The 19,783-nt window shown below is 64.9% G+C and carries 18 protein-coding genes; 9 read left to right on the forward strand and 9 right to left on the reverse strand.

Annotation, left to right across the window (positions count from 1 at the left end; genetic code table 11):
- Window positions 1–134 precede the first annotated feature (134 nt).
- The 5 genes from V1280_RS45535 to V1280_RS45555 are packed head-to-tail and all read right to left on the reverse strand — an operon-like array spanning window position 135 to window position 5,117.
- Window positions 135–848, reverse strand: a complete 714-nt coding sequence (locus V1280_RS45535) for an ABC transporter ATP-binding protein (RefSeq protein ID WP_334537777.1) — start codon at window positions 846–848, stop codon at window positions 135–137.
- The gene (locus V1280_RS45540; protein ID WP_334537779.1) at window positions 845–2,614 is read right to left on the reverse strand and encodes a branched-chain amino acid ABC transporter ATP-binding protein/permease; all 1,770 of its coding nucleotides are present in this window, start codon (window positions 2,612–2,614) and stop codon (window positions 845–847) included. Before V1280_RS45540 ends, V1280_RS45535 begins: the two co-directional genes overlap by 4 nt.
- A complete protein-coding gene (locus V1280_RS45545; RefSeq protein WP_334537781.1) occupies window positions 2,611–3,654 on the reverse strand; it encodes a branched-chain amino acid ABC transporter permease in 1,044 nt (347 codons plus the stop codon). The genes V1280_RS45540 and V1280_RS45545 overlap by 4 nt, the downstream gene beginning before the upstream one ends.
- A 42-nt stretch (window positions 3,655–3,696) precedes the next feature.
- A complete protein-coding gene (locus tag V1280_RS45550; protein WP_334537783.1) occupies window positions 3,697–4,845 on the reverse strand; it encodes an ABC transporter substrate-binding protein in 1,149 nt (382 codons plus the stop codon).
- Window positions 4,830–5,117: a hypothetical protein gene (locus V1280_RS45555; protein WP_334537786.1), complete on the reverse strand. Its 288-nt coding sequence runs from the start codon at window positions 5,115–5,117 to the stop codon at window positions 4,830–4,832. Before V1280_RS45555 ends, V1280_RS45550 begins: the two co-directional genes overlap by 16 nt.
- A 291-nt stretch (window positions 5,118–5,408) precedes the next feature.
- Between V1280_RS45555 and V1280_RS45560 the strand changes: the two genes are divergently transcribed.
- From V1280_RS45560 to V1280_RS45590, 7 genes are read left to right on the forward strand one after another with little or no spacing between them, the layout of a single operon-like run.
- On the forward strand, window positions 5,409–6,191 hold the full coding sequence (locus tag V1280_RS45560) for an aspartate/glutamate racemase family protein (RefSeq protein ID WP_334537788.1): 783 nt from the start codon (window positions 5,409–5,411) through the stop codon (window positions 6,189–6,191).
- Window positions 6,192–6,221: 30 nt separating this feature from the next.
- A complete protein-coding gene (locus V1280_RS45565) occupies window positions 6,222–6,650 on the forward strand; it encodes an organic hydroperoxide resistance protein (protein WP_081493654.1) in 429 nt (142 codons plus the stop codon).
- A gap of 22 nt (window positions 6,651–6,672) precedes the next feature.
- A complete protein-coding gene (locus V1280_RS45570; protein WP_334537793.1) occupies window positions 6,673–7,851 on the forward strand; it encodes a thiolase family protein in 1,179 nt (392 codons plus the stop codon).
- Window positions 7,848–9,089: an SDR family NAD(P)-dependent oxidoreductase gene (locus tag V1280_RS45575; protein ID WP_334537796.1), complete on the forward strand. Its 1,242-nt coding sequence runs from the start codon at window positions 7,848–7,850 to the stop codon at window positions 9,087–9,089. The genes V1280_RS45570 and V1280_RS45575 overlap by 4 nt, the downstream gene beginning before the upstream one ends.
- 34 nt (window positions 9,090–9,123) lie before the next feature.
- A complete protein-coding gene (locus tag V1280_RS45580; protein WP_334538612.1) occupies window positions 9,124–9,906 on the forward strand; it encodes a cyclase family protein in 783 nt (260 codons plus the stop codon).
- A 57-nt stretch (window positions 9,907–9,963) separates the two neighbouring features.
- The gene (locus V1280_RS45585; RefSeq protein ID WP_334538614.1) at window positions 9,964–11,121 is read left to right on the forward strand and encodes an ABC transporter substrate-binding protein; all 1,158 of its coding nucleotides are present in this window, start codon (window positions 9,964–9,966) and stop codon (window positions 11,119–11,121) included.
- A 9-nt stretch (window positions 11,122–11,130) separates the two neighbouring features.
- On the forward strand, window positions 11,131–12,795 hold the full coding sequence (locus V1280_RS45590; RefSeq protein WP_334537798.1) for an ATP-dependent acyl-CoA ligase: 1,665 nt from the start codon (window positions 11,131–11,133) through the stop codon (window positions 12,793–12,795).
- Between the two features lie 12 nt (window positions 12,796–12,807).
- Here V1280_RS45590 and V1280_RS45595 read toward each other — a convergent pair whose 3' ends face one another.
- Complete coding sequence (locus V1280_RS45595; protein WP_334537800.1) at window positions 12,808–13,314, reverse strand: MarR family winged helix-turn-helix transcriptional regulator; 507 nt, start codon at window positions 13,312–13,314, stop codon at window positions 12,808–12,810.
- Between the two features lie 315 nt (window positions 13,315–13,629).
- On the opposite strand from V1280_RS45595, the gene V1280_RS45600 reads away from it, so the two are divergent.
- Both V1280_RS45600 and V1280_RS45605 read left to right on the forward strand, forming a co-directional pair.
- On the forward strand, window positions 13,630–14,808 hold the full coding sequence (locus V1280_RS45600; protein WP_334537802.1) for an acyl-CoA dehydrogenase family protein: 1,179 nt from the start codon (window positions 13,630–13,632) through the stop codon (window positions 14,806–14,808).
- Between the two features lie 18 nt (window positions 14,809–14,826).
- Window positions 14,827–15,258 (forward strand): RidA family protein, encoded by a 432-nt coding sequence (locus V1280_RS45605; protein ID WP_334537804.1) that lies wholly within the window; start codon window positions 14,827–14,829, stop codon window positions 15,256–15,258.
- A 60-nt stretch (window positions 15,259–15,318) separates the two neighbouring features.
- Here the strand turns inward: V1280_RS45605 and V1280_RS45610 are convergent, their stop codons facing one another.
- From V1280_RS45610 to V1280_RS45620, 3 genes are read right to left on the reverse strand one after another with little or no spacing between them, the layout of a single operon-like run.
- Window positions 15,319–16,284, reverse strand: coding sequence for an HlyD family secretion protein (locus tag V1280_RS45610; RefSeq protein WP_334537806.1), 966 nt, complete (start codon window positions 16,282–16,284; stop codon window positions 15,319–15,321).
- A complete protein-coding gene (locus V1280_RS45615) occupies window positions 16,271–18,601 on the reverse strand; it encodes an ABC transporter permease (protein ID WP_334537808.1) in 2,331 nt (776 codons plus the stop codon). The genes V1280_RS45610 and V1280_RS45615 overlap by 14 nt, the downstream gene beginning before the upstream one ends.
- Complete coding sequence (locus V1280_RS45620) at window positions 18,598–19,659, reverse strand: HlyD family secretion protein (RefSeq protein WP_334537810.1); 1,062 nt, start codon at window positions 19,657–19,659, stop codon at window positions 18,598–18,600. Before V1280_RS45620 ends, V1280_RS45615 begins: the two co-directional genes overlap by 4 nt.
- Between the last annotated feature and the right edge of the window lie 124 nt (window positions 19,660–19,783).

The raw sequence follows: 19,783 nt of genomic DNA on the forward strand, positions 1-19,783 counted from the left end.
GCCCGACGGATCAAGTTAATTTCGTAAAATCCGCATAATGGCGACTAAGTCATTGATGTCGCTGTCACCGGCTACTGTGCATGGGGTTGTTCTTCGAATATTTGTGTTGCGGGGCTCGCCGAGCCTGATCGGCTCTAATGTCCGCCGAGATAGGCCGTGATCAGCTTGGGATCGTGGATGAGATCCTTGGCGGGGCCGGACTGCACGATCTCGCCGGTCTCGAGCACGTAGCCGTAGTCGGCCGTCTCCAGCGCGGCGCGGGCGTTCTGCTCGACCAGCAGGATCGAGACACCGAGGTCGCGCAGGGACGCGATGGTGCGAAAGATCTCGCGCACGATCAGCGGTGCGAGGCCGAGGCTTGGCTCATCCAGCATGAGCAGCTTCGGCTTGGCCATCAGCGCGCGCCCGAGCGCGAGCATCTGGCGCTCGCCGCCGGAGAGGGTGCCTGCCGCCTGGCGCTGCCGTTCCTTCAGGCGGGGAAAGCGATCGTAGACCTCGCCCAGCGTCTTCTGCACCACCGAGCGGTCGCGCAGGCTGTAGGAGCCGAGCAGGAGATTGTCGGCGACCGACATGTCGGAGAACAGCTCGCGCTTCTCCGGGACAAGACACAGCCGGCGCTCGACGCGGTCCTCGACGGACATTTTTCCGATGTCGTTGCCCTGAAACACCATGCGGCCGCGCGATGCGAGCAGGCCGATGGCGGCCATCAGCAGCGTGGTCTTGCCGGCGCCGTTCGGGCCGATGACGGTGACGATCTGGCCTTCTTCGATCGACAGCGAGACGTTGCGGACCGCTTCGACATTGTCGTAGCAGACGGTCACATCCGTCATGGAAAACATCTCGCTCACGCGACGCCTCCGAGATAGGCCTCTTGAACCCGCTCGTCGCTACGGATCGCCGCTGGCGCGCCTTCGCAAAGCTTGGAGCCGAAATCGAGCACCACGATGCGGTCGACCAGCGACATCACGAACTCCATGTCATGCTCGACGATCAGGATGGTCAGATGATCGGAGCGCAGCGAGCGGAGCAACTCCGCAAGCCTGAGCTTCTCCTGGCGGCGCAAGCCCGCGGCCGGCTCGTCGAGGACGAGCAGGGCAGGATCGGCGGCGAGCGCGCGGGCGATCTCGAGGATACGCTGATTGCCGAGCGGCAGATTGCCTGCGAGCTCGAACGGCTTGTCGCCGAGCCCGACGCGTTCGAGCTGCATCATGGCCTCGTGCCGGGTGCTGGCCTCCTCATGCTGGTTGAGGCGGAAGGCGCCGGCGAACAGGCCGGTGCGTGTGCGGGCGTAGGTGCCGAGCATCACGTTTTCCAGGAGGCTCATGCGCGGCCGCAGCTTCACATGCTGGAAGGTCCTGGCGACGCCGGCCTTGGCGATGCGGGATTGCGGATCACGCGTGATCGGGCGTCCGGCAAAGACGATCTCGCCCTTGTTGACCCGCAGCGCGCCGGTCAGGCAGTTGAACATCGTGCTCTTGCCGGCGCCGTTCGGGCCGATGACGGCAAGGATCTCGCCGGAGCGGACCTCGAAGCTGACATTGTTGACCGCGACCAGGCCGCCGAACCGGCGCTCGGCGCCGTCAACCTTCAGAAGCAGTTCGCCCGGCGTCGGTTGGGGGCGACGCGGCAGCGGCGGCGCAGCTATCGGCCGCTCGCGTTTGATCTTCGGCAGATAGCGCGCAACGAAGGGGACGATGCCCTGCCGCGCCCATTGCAGGAACAGGATGAACAATGCCGAGAACGCGACGATCTCGAGCTGCCCGGAGGCGCCCTTGGCGATCAGCGGCAGATAATCCTGCACGCTGTTCTTGAGCAGCGTGACGACGGCGGCACCCACCACGCCGCCGAGCAGGCTGCCGGCGCCGCCGACCATCGACATCATCAGATATTCGATGCCCATGCCGGCATCGAACGGGCCCGGACTGATGAAGCGGCTCATATGGGCGTAGAGCCAGCCCGAGAGCGAAGCGAGGAAAGCCGCGATCACGAAGGTCACGAGCTTGATCCGGAAGGCGTTGATGCCGAGGCTTTCGACCAGCGTATTGCCGCCGCGCAGCGCGCGCATGGCGCGGCCGAGCCGGGAGTCGAGCAAATTGTATCCGAGCAGGAGGACGGCAGCGACGATGCCCCAGATCAGGAAATAGATCTGCGCGCTCGAGACCAGCGCGAACGATCCGATGCTGATCGGCGGGATCGACGAGATGCCGTTGAAGCGGCCGAGCCCCTCGACATTGCCGAACAGGAAGCCGATGGCGAGACCCCAGGCAACGGTCGAGAGCGACAGGAAATGGCCCTGAAGCCGCAACGTAACGACGCCGAGGATCGCCGCGACGCAGCAGGTCAGCGCCACGCCGAACAGGAGGCCGAGCCATGGAGAGTATCCGTTCAATGCGGAGACCCAGGCGGTCGCATAGGCCGCGATGCCGACGAACGCAGCCTGTCCGAACGACACGATACCGCCGACGCCGGTGAGGAGGGCAAGCCCGATGGCGACCAGCGAATAGATGCCGATATAGTTCATCAGCGTGATGCTGAAGGGGCTCAGGACGAAGGGCGCGAGCGCGAGGCACACCACCGCCGCCATTGCCGCGAGTTGAACGTGAAGGCGCGTCATTCCTCGATCTCCTCCTCGGAATGCAGCGAGGCGAGGGATCGCCAGATCAGGATCGGGATCAGCAGCGAGAACACGATGACGTCCTTCAGCGCGCTGCTCTCGAAGGACGCAAAACTTTCGAGGATGCCGACGCCGACGGCGCCGATCGCAGCACCGGGATAGCTGGTCATGCCGCCGACAATGGCGCCGACGAAGGCCTTGAGGCCGATCAGGAAGCCGGAATCGTAGAACACGGTATTGACCGGTGCGATCAGGATTCCGGAGACGCCGGCCATCAGCGATCCCAGCAGATAGGCGATCGTGCCGGCGCGGGCGGGCCGTATTCCCATCAGGCGCGAACCGGTCCGGTTCACGGCCGTGGCGCGCAGCGATTTTCCGACCAGCGTGAAGTCGAAGAACAGATAGAGCAGGCCAGAAAAGACAAGGGCTGCGATCACGATCAGCATGGTCTGGCCCGACACCAGCACGCCGGCGAACTCGGTCGAGAACGAGGTCAGCGGTTCGGTTCTGACGCCTTCGGGTCCGAAGAACAGCAGCCCCAGGCCGACCAGTGCGAAATGCAGAGCGACGGAGACCGTCAGCAGCAACAGCACCGTTCCGTCCGCGATGGGACGGAAGACGATCCGGTCCAGCAGCGGGGCGATCGGCGTGATCAGCATCAAGGCCAGCACGAGTCTGACGGCGAGCGGCGGCTCGGCGCGCATCGTCAGCCAGGCGAGGCCAACGACGGCGAGCGGAAGTACGAGATAAAAGAGCAGGGCGCGTGGCAGCAATCGAAACTCGCCGGCGCGCAGCAGCGAGATGATCTCGATCAGCGTTGCGAGGCAGGCGAGGATGACGACGAGTGCGCCGGTCCCTGGAAAGCGCTTCGCATCGAGGGCTGCCAGCGTCAGCGCGGTGAATGCGGCGATGTCGCCAAAGGGAATGAAGATGACCCGTGTCACCGTGAAGATGAGGACGGTCCCGATCGCCACCAGCGCATAGACTGCGCCGGTGGCGATCCCGTCGATCCCAAGGATGGCTGCGATGTCACTCGTCATTGAGACGCCGTTCCCCCGTTCTGACTGCCTGCCCCCTTCCGACTACGGCGCGTACTTCCAGGCACCGCCGCTCAGGCGCACCACGACGAGCGAGCGCTCGTCGACGCCGGTCACGGAACCTGGCTTGAAGTTATAGACGGCATGCACGCCCGGCAGCTCCTTGGTGCTGAGGATCGCGTCACGCAGCGCGGTGTGGAATTCCGCCGTTCCGGGCTTCGCCGTCTTGAGCGCGCGCTCGGCGGCGTTGGCGAAAATCAGCCAGGCATCGAAGGAGTAGGCGGAAAAGCCGTCAGTGGTCGGGATGTTATGGGTCTTCTGGTAGACCGCGCGGAAGTCCAGCGCGATCTTCTTGGCGAAGTGCTCATCGGGCAGCTGCTCGGCGACGATCACCGGACCGGCGGAGACCTGGATGCCGTCGGCCGCCTTGCCGCCGACATTGACGAAGTCCGGATTGACCAGCGCCACCGTGCCGTAGGTGTTTCCCTTGAAGCCGCGGTCCGCGAGGCTAAGCAGCGGCAGCGCGCCTTGCGTCCCCGAGCCGCCGTCCAGCACGGCGTCCGGCCGGGCCGCGAGCACTTTGAGGATCTGCGCGGTCACCGAGGTGTCGGTGCGGGCGTAGCGCTCGTTGGTCTGGATCTTGATGTCACCGGCGGCTTCGGCGGCCTTAGCGCCGTTATAGACGAGATCGCCCCACGCATCGGAGAAGCCGATATAGCCGATGTTCTTTATGCCATCGCGCTTCATGCGATCGGCGACGATCTTGACGAGCAGGGACGCCGGCTGCGGCACCGACACCACCCACTGCTCGGGTGTTTCCGGCAGCTTGCCGATCGGCGAGACCGCGATCATCGGCACCTTCAGCTCGCTCGCCACCGCCGCCATGGCGATGGTCGACGGTGCCGTTGCCGTGCCGATCAGCAGGTCGACCTTCTCTTCTTCCACCAGCTTGCGCGCGTTGCGGGTCGCGGCCGACGGGTCGGAGCCGTCGTCGAGCTGGATCAGGCGAATGGTTTCGCCGTTGATGGTCTTCTTGTATTCATAGGCCGCGTTGATGCCGCGCCCATAGGGGATGCCGATCGACGAGCCGTTGCCGCTGAGTGACGTGACGAAGCCGATGGTGATGTCGGCCTGCGCAGCCGGAGCTGCGACCACGCCGGCGACAAGTGCGAGTAAGCTCAGAGTCTTGCGCATTTGCGTTCTCCTCCGTTGATGCTGGATAGGAATGCTTCGATGCCGCCGCGCGGGGACCCCGAACGACGAACCAACCGATAGAAAACACTGCTGCGGCGCCAAATGCCGGGCGCGACCGAAGAGAGTGTGCTCGCCCGGGCGCTCAGCAGCCATGATGTTGCTTGCCGCGCGAACCACGAACCGGCGATGCTGTCACTGCCGGCTGTTCGAGCACGGCGACTGTCCACACGATTGAGTCTCTCAAAATCGGTGCCCTGCAACATCATTGTCATGGCCACCGGTCCCTGACCGGCGAGGAATTACTTAAAGCCTAAAGTATTGTCGGTGGCGCCGTCAACACGTGTCACGGGGCTGTCAGAAAAAAATGTTGTTGCATACAATTTCGTCAGTGTGCGGCGTTTCCCTGCTGCTCGACCGGACGAAAACGCCGTGCCCGCCTGGCCGTGACGGTGCCGGTCGCAGGCTCTGCCGCGCGCATTTGACGCGTGAATTAGTTTATGGTTGAAATATATTCATCGGCAGCCGACGACCGATCCTCCGACCACCGCTTGAGGAGCAGGACGATGCGCATCTTCTGGCAGAGCTTCGTTGATGCGAGCGTCAACGCGCCCTACATGGCGCGGCTGTCGGAATACCTCAACAACATCGCTGCACCCGGCACGACGGTTCACGTCGAGGGCATCAGTCCGCCGGACCGCGAGTTCGGACGGCTTGCGGAATTGCGCTGCGCCGTCCAGGCCATCGACAACGGCATCGCGGCGGAGGAGGGCGGGTTCGATGCCTTTGTCATGGGGCATTTTCAGGATCCCGGCCTCTATGAGCTGCGTTCGGCGCTCGACATTCCCGTGATCGGGACCGGCGAGGCGACGTTGCTGGCGGCCTCACAGCTCGGCCGCCGACTTGGCCTTGTCACGCTCGATCCCGTCTTCGAGGTCTGGCACTACGAGCAGGCCGAGCGCTACGGCCTCCGTGATCGCGTGGTCCACGTGACCGGTCTTGGCTGCAAGCCGGAGGATTTCGCCGATGCGTTCGCCGGCGACAATGCTGCGCAAGCCCGCATGATCGAGGATTTTGTCGCCTGCGCGCTTCCGCTGGTCGAGCGCGGCGCGGATGTCGTGATCCCCGCCGGCGTATTGCCTGGCCTCCTGATCGGGAAGGAGCATGGCCTGAAGGTCGGCCACGCGCCGGTGGTCAACTGCGCGGCCGTGGCGCTGAAGAGCGCCGAGATGTGGGTGCAGCTCCGGCAGCTCAACGGCACCGAACCAAGCCGCGGGCCGAGCTTCAAGCGGGCCAATCCCCAGGCCCGCGCTGATTTCCGCGCGTTGCTCGCCCGTAACAGCCGTTAGTCCTCGCGAACCATTCCTGGAGAACAAGTCATGATGACTCCCGAAAAGATCCTGTACGAGACCGAAGTGACGGCGACCGGAGGTCGGGATGGCAAGGCCGCCAGCGCCGACGGTCTTTTGTCGGTGTCGCTGTCCTTGCCGAAATCGATGGGTGGCCCCGGCGGCGAGGGCACCAATCCCGAGCAGCTCTTTGCGGCCGGCTACGCCGCGTGCTTTCTCGGTGCGGTCAAGCTCGTCGCGCGGACGCGGAAGGTCGTGCCCTCTGCCGAGCCTTCCGTGACCGCGAAGGTCGCGATGGGGCCGGTTCCCGTTGGATATGCGCTGGCTGTCGAGCTGAAGGTCAATCTGCCTGGTGTCGAGAAGGCAGTGGCCGAAGAGGTCGTTGCCGGCGCACATGAACGCTGCCCCTATTCGAACGCAACCCGTGGCAATATTGACGTGAAACTGACGGTGGTTTGAGGCGGATGAACGAGGGCGGTCGGTGACCAATACCTTACGCACACCGTACGATGGCGTCGTGATTGCGGCTCCCGTCACCATTCCTTATGTGCGCTACTCCATCGAGAGCGCGCAGTGGTGGATCGGGCGGGCGCTGAGCGCGCTCGTTGCGCAGGCCGGCATCAAGGCCTCCGACATCGACGGCCTGTGTGTCTCCAGCTTCACCATGGGCACTGACAGCGGTGTCGGACTGACGCAGCATTTCGGGCTCTGCGTGCGATGGCTGGATACGATCCCGCTCGGTGGCGCCAGCGCTATCGCAGGCTTGCGAAAGGCGGCGCGCGCGGTTCAGGCCCATGACGCCGATATCGTGGCCTGCGTGGCGGGCGACACCAACCACGTCGATTCCTTCCGGCTGACGCTGGAGAATTTTTCGCGGTTCAACCAGGACGCCGTCTATCCTTACGGAGCCGGCGGCGCCAATGCGAGCTTCGCGCTCATTGCGCGCAACTACATGCGGACCTTCGGCGTCACGCGTGAAGATGTCGGCAGGATCGCCGTTGCCCAGCGCGCCAATGCCCTGCGCAACCCGCACGCGCTGATGAAGGCGCCGCTGACGATGGAGCAATATCTCGCGGCCCGGCCGATTTCTGATCCGATCCACCTGTTCGATTGCGTGATGCCCTGCGCCGGCGCGGAAGCGTTCCTCGTCATGCGCGAAGAGACGGCGGCATCGTTGGACCTGCCGGCCGCACGACTTCTGTCGACGATCGAGCGGCACAACGCCTTCGCCGACGATCCGATGCAGGTGCGGGGCGGTTGGGCGATGGACATCGGCGAGCTCTATACGATGGCCGGTGTGAAGCCCGATGATCTCGACGTCGTGCAGACCTATGACGACTATCCCGTCATCACGATGATGCAGTTCGAGGATCTCGGCTTCTGCAAGAAGGGGGAGGGGGCCGAGTTCGTGCGCCAGTATGATCTCACCATCGATGGTGACTTTCCGCACAACACGTCGGGCGGACAGCTTTCGGTCGGGCAGGCCGGTGCCGCCGGCGCCTATCTCGGTCTCGTCGAGGGATTGCGGCAGGTTCTGGGGACTGCAGGCCCCACCCAGGTCAGGAATGCAAGCCTCGCCTTGGCCTCCGGGTTCGGTATGATCAACTATGACCGCGGTCTGGCCTCGGGCGCCGCGATCCTTGCAGGGCCTTCGCGATGATAGAGCCGATCAAGCCGCCCCGGCGCAAGAACCCGCTGCTGCGGACGCGGCTGCCTGCCTCGCCACCGCGACCGCGCAGCAGGACGTCGCACGGTTTTACGCGCGCGGCCGCGGAAGGCCGCTTCATGCTGCAACGCTGCGAAGCTTGCGGCTCTTTTGCTTATCCGGCGCGTGAGGCATGTCCGTCTTGCCTGTCGGCCGGCCTTGCCTACGTCGACGCACCGCGCCGGGGCACGCTGCTCGCCGAGACGACGGCACGCGTACCGAGCGACGTCTATTTCCGCGAACGGGCGCCGTGGCGGATCGGCCTCGTCAAGATGGATTGCGGTCCGACGATCGTGACGCATCTCCATGCCGACTGCGCGGAGGGCGCAGCCGTCCGCATGTCGTTTCAACTCGACAAGAGCGGCCAGGCGGTGGCCTTTGCCCATCCCGAGGGGGAGACTCCCAACATGGCAGACGACAAGCAGTGGCGGGAAATGACGGCTGATCCGAAATTCCGGCGCGTGCTCGTGACCAATGGCCGCAGTGTGATCGGCCAGGAAGCTGTCGCTGCCTTGAAGGCCGCAGGTGCCAAGACGGTGTTCGTCGGCGTCGCCGAACCATGGCGGCCTTTCGCCGGCGAGAGGCTGCTGCGCGATCAGGACGGGATCGAGATCGTGACTCTCGATGCGGCCGACGAAAAATCGGCCACAGATCTTGCGGCCGACATCGGCGGCAAGGTCGATATCCTCGTCAATACGACGGAATATGTACGGGCGGGCGGCCTGCTCGACCGCAGGGGCACGAGCATCGCGCGGGATGAGATCGACCAGGCCTATCTTGGCTTCATCAACCTCGCGCAGGCGTTTGGACCTGCCATGCGGATGCGCGGCGCCGATGGCATCAACAACAGTGCCGCGTGGGTCAACATTCTCTCGGTCTATGCGCTGGCGAACTGGCCTGCCTTTGGTGCTTACTCGGCCTCGCAAGCCGCGTGCCTGTCGCTCTCGCACTGCCTCCGCGCCGAGCTCAGGCCCGGTGGCGTCAGGGTGATGAACCTGTTCGCCGGGCCTGTCGACACCGAATGGTTCCAGACCGTGCCGCCGCCGAAGGTCGCGCCACGCGCGATCGCGCAGGCGATCGTGTCGGGGCTGAGAGGCGGGCTCGAGGAGTTGTATGTCGGAGATGTCGCCGAAGAGATCCGGCAACGCCTGGCGGCCAATCCGAAAGCGCTCGAGCGCGAGTTCGACAGGTGAGATGCAGATTTCAAGCAAGCCGCAGGACGTGACGATGCAGAGCAACAATCTCCTGGAGCTGGCGGGTGCGATTTCCTCCGGCGCGGTGCGCGTGGTCGATCTGACCTTTACGCTCAGTCCGGACTTTCCGGTCATCGTGTTGCCGCCGGAGTTCGGCCAGGCAGCGCCGGTCCGCATCCAGGAAATCTCGCGATACGACGGTCGCGGCCCGGCCTGGTACTGGAACAATGTCACGTTCGGTGAACACACCGGCACGCATTTCGACGCGCCGATTCACTGGTTCACCGGTAAGAACCTGCCGAACAATGCCGTCGACACCATGCCGGCCAAGGACATGATCGCGCCGGCCTGTATCATCGACTGCTCCGCGCAGGCGGCTCAGGATCCCGACTTTCTGCTCACGGTCCCGCTGGTCGAAGCCTGGGAAGCAACGCACGGCCGGATTCCGGAGCGGAACTGGGTGCTGCTGCGGACCGACTGGTCGAAGAAGGGCTGGCGCGACTACGCCAATCTCGCCGATGACGGCGCGCACACGCCGGGCCCGAACCCGGCGGTCATGAAGTGGCTGGTGGAGGAGCGCGGCATCATCGGGTTCGGCAACGAGACCATCGGTACGGATGCGGGGCAGGCCGGGCATTTCGAGCCACCTTATCCGGCGCATCACTTCCTGCACGGCGCGGGCCGCTACGGCCTGCAATGCCTGTGCAACCTGGATCAGCTTCCGGCCACCGGCGCCATCATCGTCGCCTCGCCGCTGAAGATCCAGAACGGCTCCGGCAGTCCGCTTCGTGTCATCGCGCTGGTCTCGTCAACCTGAAGTGAATCCATGGCGCTTGCCAATCAGAACAAGAAATACTCCCGAAAGACAGGTGCCATGAACTTGATCAAGAGCCTGATGGTCTCCACTGCATTGCTTCTCGCCGTCCCACAGGCGGCGCAGGCCGAGGTCCTCGTTGGATTTGTCACTGGCCTCAGTGGGCCGGTGTCGTCGATTGGAATTCCGAACGCGAAGGGGATCGCAGCGGGCCAAGCCTATATCGGCGAGATCGGCGGCGAGAAGATTCGGGTCATCCAGCTTGATGACGGCTCCGATCCGACGGCGTCTGCGCGCAACGCTCGCAAACTCGTCGAACAGGAGAAGGTCGACGTTCTCATCGGCACGTCCGGGGCGCCGCAGACGCTCGCGATGGCGACGGCGGCCATCGAGATGAAGATTCCGATGATCGCGGTGTCGCCGATCGCGCCGGTGCCGGCAGGCGATGGCGGCCCCTGGGTCGTGCAGACGCCGCAACCGACGCCGCTGCTGTTGCAGGGCATCGTCGACAACATGAAGGCGAAGGGATTGAAGAGCGTCGCGTTCATCGGCTTCTCCGACGCGTTAGGTGACCTCTTCTACGATTCCCTGGTGCAGGCCGCCAAGTCGGCGGATATTAAGGTGATCGCCAACGAACGCTACGCCAGATCGGACTCCTCGGTCACGGCCCAGGTGCTGCGCGCTCTCGCTGCACGTCCCAACGCGATCATGCTCGGCGGCACCGGGACGCCCGGCGCGTTGCCGGTCATCGCCTTGTCCGAGCGCGGGTACAAGGGGCCGCTGTACGGCAATCACGGGCTGATCAGCGCCGATTTCCTCCGTCTTGCCGGCAAGGCCGCTAACGGCATCATCTGCCCGACCGGACCTGTGACCGCGGCGGAGCAGCTTCCGGCCAACAATCCGATCCAGAAGGTTGCCCTGGATTTCCGTGCGGCCTTCGAGAAGGCGAACGGTGAGGCACCGACGGATTCTTTCTCGTCCTATTCCTTCGACGGCTGGCTAGTCTTTGCCGATGCCGCCAAGCGCGCGATGGCAACCGGCGCCAAGCCGGGTTCGCCGGAATTCCGCACCGCGCTTCGTCAAGCGCTGTTCACGACCAAGGAGGTCGTGGGAACACAGGGCGTCTACACCTATACGCCGGCGGATCGGCATGGCGTCGACGATCGCTCACGCATCATGGTCCAGATCGAGGACGGCAAATACAAGCTGTTGCCCTGAGGCGGGAGCATGAGCGTAACGGAAAACAACGCGCGGGCGAATATTGGTGACGCGGTCGGCCGCGAGAACATGACGCCGGCCTGGGTGTGCGCGGTGACGTCGTTTCCGCCGTCGGACCGCGTTCTCTCGACGATCCTCACGCGGCAGGCCGAGCGCTATGGCGATCGCGTCTTGCTTGTCGCCGGTGAGACGCGGTGGAGCTTTGCTCAGACCGCGGCGATTGCGGCTGCGTCGGCCCAGGCGCTCGTCGATGCCGGAATCAAGCCGGGCGATCGGGTCGCGCTGATGTGCTCGAACCGTTCGGAGTTCTTGCAGGTCTATCTCGGCTGCGCGTGGCTTGGTGCCATCGCGGTCCCGATCAATACCGCGCTGCGCGGCTTCCAGCTCTCCCACATCTTCCGGAACTCGCGTCCCGCGCTCCTTGTCGTCGAGGCTCAGTTCGCCAGCGCGATCGAGAGTGTCGAGGCGGGTGTCGAGCTGCCGCCTCGGACCTGGATCATCGGAGCGGCCGCCGGGGCCATCGATGCCAGGCTTTCCGCGTTACCGTTGCCGGCTCTCGGCGCCGCGGCCCCGGCGGGGGCCGTGCGTCCCGGCGACACCGTCGCGATCCTCTACACATCGGGGACGACCGGGCCGGCAAAGGGCGTGTGTTGTCCGCAGGCGCAACTGTTCTGGTGGGGCATCTATTCGGCGCGTGCGCTCGGAATCCGCGAGGGCGATGTGCTGTTCACGACGCTGCCCCTGTTCCACACCAACGCGCTGAATGCGTTCTATCAGGCGCTCCTGAACGGATGCACCTACGTGCTGGAGCCGAAATTCTCCGCCTCGGGCTTTTGGGCCGCCGCTCAACGGCACAATGCGACGGTCGGCTATCTGCTCGGCGCGATGGCGTCGATGCTTCTGGCGCAGCCGAAGAGCGCAGACGATTCAACGCATCGCCTTCGCGTCGCGCTTGGCGGCGGCGTGCCGCCGCAGATCCACGGTCCGTTCCGCGAACGCTTTGGCGTACCGCTGGTCGACGGCTACGGGTCGACCGAAACGAACTTCGTGTTCGCCGGCACGATTCCGTCCGATCGTCCGGGAACGATGGGCTATCTGGCCGAAGGCATCGAGGCGCGGATCGTCGACGAGAATGATTCAGCGCTTCCTGACGGACAGGCCGGCGAGCTCGTGCTTCGGGCCCAAGAGCCCTTTGCATTCGCCACCGGTTATTTCGGCATGCCAGAGAAGACGGTCGAGGCCTGGCGAAATCTGTGGTTTCACTCGGGTGATCGGGTCGTTCGCGATCCCGACGGATACTATCGTTTCATCGACCGCATGAAGGATTCGATCCGCAGGCGTGGCGAGAACGTATCCTCCTGGGAGGTCGAGCAGGCCATCCAGTCCCATCCGGCGGTCGCCGCCTGCGCGATCTATCCGCTGCCGTCCGAATTAGGAGAGGACGAGGTCGCGGCGGCGATCCTGCTGGAACCAGGCCAATCGCTGGAGCCCGTCGACATCGTCAGGCATTGCGAAGGACAGATCGCTTATTTCGCCATCCCGCGCTATGTGCGCATCCTGAGCCAGATGCCGCTGACGGAGAACGGCAAGATCAAGAAGGGCGTGCTGCGCGACGCGGGCGTCACTGCGGATACATGGGATCGCGAGGCAGCCGGAGTGAAGGTTAGACGCTGACCGTTGCGCCGTTCAGGGTTTTTGCAGAGCGTCCCTGACAGCGCCCTTGAGCTCGTCGAGCTCGCCGATCAAGCCGTCGAACCGGTCCGCCGGGAAATCCGCCAATAGTTCGGCAAGCCATGCGCCGTGGCTCTTGGCCATTCGCCTGAAGGTCTTGCGGCCTTCGACCGTCATGCAGACAATCTGCACGCGGCGGTCGAGGTTCGACGGTGTGCGGGTGATGTATCCGTCTGCGACCAGGCGGTCCACGATCGGCGTGAGGTTCCCGGCCGAGACCATCAGGCGCTTGGGCAGCTCTCCCAGCACAAGCCCGCTCGGTTCGCGGTCGAGCTGAGCCAGAACATCGAAGCGGGGCATCGTGAAATCGAACTCATCGCGAAACCGGCGCCGCAGCTCGCCTTCGATCAGGGTCGTGCAGGCGAGCAGCCGGAGCCAAACTCGCGTTTGAGCCCTGTACTCGGCCTCCTGATCCGCCCCATTCCTGGCTGATACAGGCGTGGACTCTTTCGCGAGTGCCAATCGAATCTCCCGGGCTTCGTAGCTTGTTGAAAGCTGGCGCAGCTCTCATGGTCGATAGCAAGATAGTTCGTGCCAAAAGTAAATTCAAGGCTGAGCCCTGGCGTCTCGGAACCGGCGCTGCTCTGTATCCAATTTGCACTGTATCTCAAGATCGACGCTTGGGAGCCGACCCTGTCGCCAAGGTCTTTGCAGAACCCACCTTGACAAGGCGCGCATCAGCGAAATATTTTAGGCTTAAAATAATTCAGGTGAAGGTTCAGCACAGGGCGTGCCCCCGCGAAAGCGAGGCCGCACCGTGAGCGGAGGAGGGATCAGATGAGCTCCGTTGCAAAAGTCATCAGGCGCGAATGGCTGGACTGGCCGTTTTTCGAGCCGCGTCATCATGCGATTGGCGATGCACTCGACCGCTTCGTGCAGTCGGGGGCCCTCGACAAGATCGACCACAGCGACGTCGATGGCGCCTGCCGCAGGCTCGTGCGCGCGATGGGTGAGGCGGGGTTGCTCGATTGCGCGGTCGCGGCTCCCGATGGCGATGCCACGACAATCGATTCTCGTTCGATCTGCCTGTCGCGCGAGTCGCTCGCTTATGCCGATGGCCTGGCCGATTTTGCCTTCGCCATGCAGGGGCTCGGTTCAGGCGCGATCGCGCTCGGCGGTTCGGCCGAGCTGCGCAAGGCCGTGCTGCCAAAGGTTCGTTCAGGCGAATGGCTCGCGGCCTTCGCGCTGTCCGAGAAGGAAGCCGGATCTGACGTTGCGGCGATGTCATGCACGGCGCTGGCTGACGGCAACGACTACGTCATCGATGGCGAGAAGACCTGGATTTCAAACGGCGGCATTGCCGACGTCTACACGCTGTTTGCGCGAACCGGTGAGGCGCCGGGCGCGCGCGGCATCTCGGCCTTTGTCGTCTTTCCCGATGATCCCGGCTTTGGCATCGCCGAGCGCATCGACGTCATCGCGCCGCATCCGCTGGCGACGTTGCGCTTTAGCAATTGCCGGATTCCGGCGAGCCGTCGCCTCGGCGCGCCGGGCGGCGGCTTCAAGCTCGCGATGCAGACGCTGGATATTTTCCGTGCGTCGGTCGCAGCCGCAGCCCTCGGCTTTGCCCGGCGCGCGCTCGACGAAGCGCTGTCGCATGCGCGCAGCCGGCACATGTTCGGCGCGACATTGGGAGATCTTCAGCTGACCCAGGCCGCGCTCGGGGACATGGCGACCGACACCGACGCCGCCGCGCTGCTGACCTACCGCGCGGCCTGGCGTCGCGATGTCCAGAAGCTACCGACGACGCGCGAAGCGGCGATGGCGAAGCTGACCGCCACCGAGACCGCGCAGCGCGTCATCGACCGGGCCGTGCAGATGTTCGGCGGTCGCGGTGTGCGCAAGGGTGAGATCGTTGAAAGCCTCTACCGCGAAATCCGCGCGCTGCGCATCTACGAGGGCGCGACCGAGGTCCAGAAACTGATTGTTGCCCGCGACCTCTTGAAGCCGCGCTGACAGGATTGAGAACTCCGCATGAGTACGATGAGAAAGCCGGAAGCCGGCGCCACCAGTGGTCTGCAAGTGCTTCAGCCCAGCGGCTGGCCGCAGCCGAAGGGCTATTCTAACGGCATCATGGCCGAGGGACGCCTTGTCGTGACGGGTGGTGTCGTCGGCTGGGACGTTGCTGGCCGATTTGCCGACGGGTTTGTTGCGCAGGTCCGGCAGGCGCTCGAAAACATCGTCGCGATCCTGGCAGAGGGGGGCGCGCGGCCGGACCATCTTGTGCGGCTGACCTGGTACGTCGTGGACATGGACGAATACGTGTCGAACCTGAAGGCGCTCGGCAAAGTCTACCGCGAGGTGATTGGCACCCATTACCCCAGCATGGCGCTGGTGCAGATCGTGCGTCTCGTCGAGCCGTCCTCGCGTGTCGAGATCGAAGCGACGGCCGTCGTCCCGCGCTGATGAGGGCGCAAAGGGTCGATTAGAGCAGAAATATAGCTCTGTGATTTCAATCGCCGGGTGCTAACGGTCGATCCAAACCGTCATGCCCGGCTCAAGGCCTGTCAACTCTCCCGCTGGGTCAAGGCGCAGGCGCAGCGTGTTGCGGTCATGATCGCCGATCACTCGCTCGGCCTGCCATGTGGCGAACACGCCGAGTGGCCGCAGCTCGGTGACGACCGCCTTGGTTGCGGCGTCGGCGCCGCGCCGCATCACGTTCGCCGTCTCTCCCATCGCGAGACGATCGAGGTGATCCTCGCGCACGTTGAATGATAGCCATTGCTTGCCCGCCGCCTCGACCACCAGGATCGGCTGGCCCGCGCGAACGTTTTCGCCGACCTCGGCGGCGATGACGCTGACCACGCCGTCGGCCGGTGCGCGCAACACCATCTTGTCCAGGCGGCGCTCGAGCACGGTGACCGCGGCGGCCGCGGCTTGCACCTGCGTGTCGGCGATCGCGCGCTCTTCCCGGGTCGGTCCCGCCACGGCGGCATCGTAGTTGGCCTGGGCCTCGGCGACATCGGCACGCGCGCTGGCAACGTCGTTTTCGGCCTGGTCGAGCGACTGCTGGGATTCGAAGCTCTGGCGCGCCAGCGTGCTGGTCCTGGTGAGTTGGGCCTGCACATAGTCGAGGCGCGCGCTGGCCTTGGCGATGGCGGCTTTCAGCGAGTCGACCTGTTCACGGCGAACACCGGCATAGACGTTGTTGCGGTTGGCGGTTACTGATGCCAGTGCAGCGCGGGCCTGGTCCGCCTGGGCCGTCAACTCCACTGCGGAGAGCCGTGCCAGAATATCGCCCGCGCGCACAGTGGCGCCCTTCTCGACCGCAATCGACTGGAGCTGTCCGGTCACCTCCGGCTCCACTCTCACTTCGGTCGTGCGCACGACACCGACGAGTGCAGGCGGTGATCCGGAACGATTTGCGGATATGATCAGGATGCCCGCGACGAGCGCGAGCGCAATGATGGCCGCAACCCTAGCCTTGCGCATGTCGCTGTCCTCTCTTGACGACGAATGCCGAGATCACCGCAAGCGCGAAATAGACCAGCGCCAGCAACCAGAGCCCGAGCCAGTCATGGGTGACCTCCCAGATACCGGCGCCGAGCTGGTTGATGCGCACGAGACCGTCGATCGCGGAATCGGCGGGGAAAATCCGGCCGAAGGCGAGGGCCACATCGGGAATCGCCTCGCGCGGCCATGCAAAGCCGGCCATGAAGAACTGCGGCAGGCTGGTCGCCAGCAGCAGGATGGTCGCGTTCTCCGGCCGCGTGAACCAGGCTCCGACCGCCTGGCCCATAAAACTCGTCGCCAGCAGGAAGATGGTCGCGAGCGCGAAGATCTGCGGCAGATGGCCGAGTGTCGAGAAACCGTAGATCCGCGGCAGCACGATGAGATAGAGCGTGACGGCCGGCAGGTAGATGGTCAGATGCGCGACGCCGCGGCCGAGCACCCCGGTGAACGCGCCGCCGCCGCCCGCCAGCGCCGAGCCGGTCAGCATCGCCGCGCCGATCAGCAGGGTCTGCTGGAGGATCAGGACGAACGCGGCTGGAACGACATAGCTCGCATAGCCGCCGACCGGGTTGAAGATCGGTTGCAGCAGAACGTCGGCCGGGCTCGCGCTTGCGAGCTTCGCCTTGACCAGGCTGCCATCCGAGCGTCCGCCGCGTGACACCAGCTCGGACGACAGGGCGCCGAGCGCGGTGGCGACGCCACTTGCAGTTGATCTGAAGACGAAGAGGTAGGTGGCATCCGCGTAGACCGGGATGTGTGCGGTGATGCCCTTGAGCACGTCGCGCTCGGTGCCTGCCGGAATGTCGACGGCGGCAAAGGCCTCTCCGCGATCGATTGCGGTGTGTGCCTCCGCAAGCGTGCGGGCACGAACCGCAACGCTTAATGCGCCGCTCGCATCCAGCGTCTCGACCATCCGGCGGCTGAGATCGCTGAGATCGTTGTCGACGACCGCGATCGGAAGCTTGCGCAGGATCTGGTTCAGATAGGGCTGCGGGTAATAGACGCCGTAAACCAGCGGCGCCAGGAACAGCACGCTGAAGGCGCTCCGCGTTCCCAGCACGCGCCGCCACTCCGCCGTGAAGGCGCCGCCGATGCCGCGCGGCGCGGGCTCGATTGCGGGGGGCTCTTCGGGGCGCGCCGCCTCGAACCAGCCGCTGCGCGTCAGGTTCGCCATGCGCAGCCAGGCCAGGCCGGCAAACAGCAGCGCGAGGCCCGCGAGCGCCGCAAAGGGGACGGCGGATTCCGCGATCGGCAACCCGCGCGCCGCCTGTCCCAGCAGGACCGCCATGTACCAGCGTAGCGGCAGGATCGCGCTCCACACATGCGCAAAGGCGTTCATGCCGACGGTGGGAAATCCGACGCCAGCATAGCCGAATGCGGGAGAGGCAAACAGGCCCGCAAGCCCGAGCCCGGTCGCGAGGTCGCGGACCAGCAGCTGGAGCAGGGCGCCCAGCGACAGGTAGGCAATGATCAGGAGCGAGCCGGCGGCAATCATCAGCGGCAGGTCGCCCTTGAAGGGGACTTCGAGCACGCCTTCGAGCACCAGCGGCTCGGCCAGCATGATCACGAGGAAGATGCAAAACAGCGGTGCGAGCTTGCCGGCCAGCGCTGTCACCGGATCACCTCCGGCGCTTGCGAGCCACGCCCGCGCATCGCGGCGGCGGAATTCGGAGCCGACCGAGTAGCCCGCAGCGAGCGTCATCACTACGTGGATGATCGTCGGCAGCAGCGCGCGCAGCAGGAACTGGGCATAGTTTTTCTGCGGATTGACCAGCGCGATCGTCTCGGTCGAGATCGTCCCGATCGAAGCCGCCGCGGGCGCGGCGCTCCTGGCGGGAGCGGCCACGGCCGCCGCGGCGGACAGCGCATCGCTCAGACCCGAGGAGGCGATGCCCGCCGCCGTCAGGAACTGCTGGTTATAGAAGGCGACCACCTGCGGGCGGCGTTGCGCCTGCAGGTCGCGCTCGAAATCCGGCGGGATATGGATCGCCGAGATCGCCTTGCCCGACCGGATGTCCTGCACCGCCGTGGACAATGTCCCGGAACGGTCGACGATGTTCAGGCTCGGCGACGCCGCGACGTATTCCACCAGCGCACGCGAGGCGTCCGACTTGTCCTCGTCGACGACAGTCACGCCGAGCCCGCGGATGACCGGCTGGCTAAAGACCGTGGTGAGCACCACGAACGCAAACAGAGGCACGCCGAAGATCAGGAGCAGTGCCACGCGATCATGAAACAGCCAGCGGCATTCGCGTCGCGCGACCAGCAGAAATCCGGGCTTTGGCGCCGGCCTCATGGCCGCGACTTCCAGTCGAGATAGGCGCTCATTCCCGGTCGCAGCTCGGGCACCGGCTGCACCGGATAGGCGCGGATCGAAAACGTCCGCAGGTCGAAATCACCGGTCGCACGCGTCGCCCGCCAGCTCGCATATTCGCCCTTGGTGGCGATGAGCTTGACCTCGACTGTGACGGAGCGGTCGCCCAGCGCCGGAATGCGGACATCGAAGCGATCGCCGACCTTCAGGCCTTTGACGAGATCCTCGCGAAGATCGAAGTGGACCCAGAGGTCGGCCAGATTGATCAAGGTGACGAGCGGGACGCCCGGTGACACGTATTCGCCAGGCTCCACGTTGCGCTGGTAGACTTGGGAAGCTATGGGCGCGTAGACCACCAGCTGATCGATAATCGACTGGACACTCTGGATGTCGGCGCTGGCCTTTTCGACATTGCTCCCGGCAATGGCCCGCTCCTCCTTGGTGTAGCCGTTGACCGCCTGCTCATAGGCCGATTTGGCCTGATCGACCGCGCGCTCGCTTTCATGCAGCGCATCGGTCGCCTGGTCGAGGCGGGCCTGCGGCGCGTTGCCCTGATCGGTCAAAGTGTGCGTGCGGTCGTACGTCTTCTGCGCCAGCACGAGCGCCGCCTGCGCCCGCTCCATTTCCGCCGTCCGTGCCGCGATCACCTCCGCCCGCGTTCCGACCAGCACATTGGCAAGCTGCGCATCCGCAACAGCCTTGGCCGCCTTCATCTGTTCGTGCTTGGCCAGTGTCTCGGGATTGTCGATCTGGACGAGCACTGCGCCCGCAGCAACGTTCTGGCCGCGCTCGACGGGAATCTTGCCGACCCGTCCGTCCACGCGCGCCGCGATATCGAGCCGCGTTGCATCGACCTCGCCCTGGACCAGCAAGGGTTGAGGCCGCAACAGATAGAAGACGGAAAGCCCAACCACGGCAGCCGCAACGACACCGACGATGATGGAGGGTGTGCGTGTCGGGTTGCGCGCGGCTTTCACCTGTCCGTTACCCGGCGCGTCGGGCTTGCTTTGAATGTCCTTGTCAGAGCTCGGCACGTCCATGCCTGACTCCCTTTCTGATGGCCGGATGGCCATTTACTTTATTCGGTTGTCAGGCCCGGCTGCAATCGCGAGGCGATGAATTTTTTGAGTCAGAACCGACCATGTAGCCTGCCCGTTGCCCACG

This window comes from Bradyrhizobium sp. AZCC 2230, from assembly GCF_036924495.1.
Taxonomy (GTDB): domain Bacteria; phylum Pseudomonadota; class Alphaproteobacteria; order Rhizobiales; family Xanthobacteraceae; genus Bradyrhizobium; species Bradyrhizobium rifense.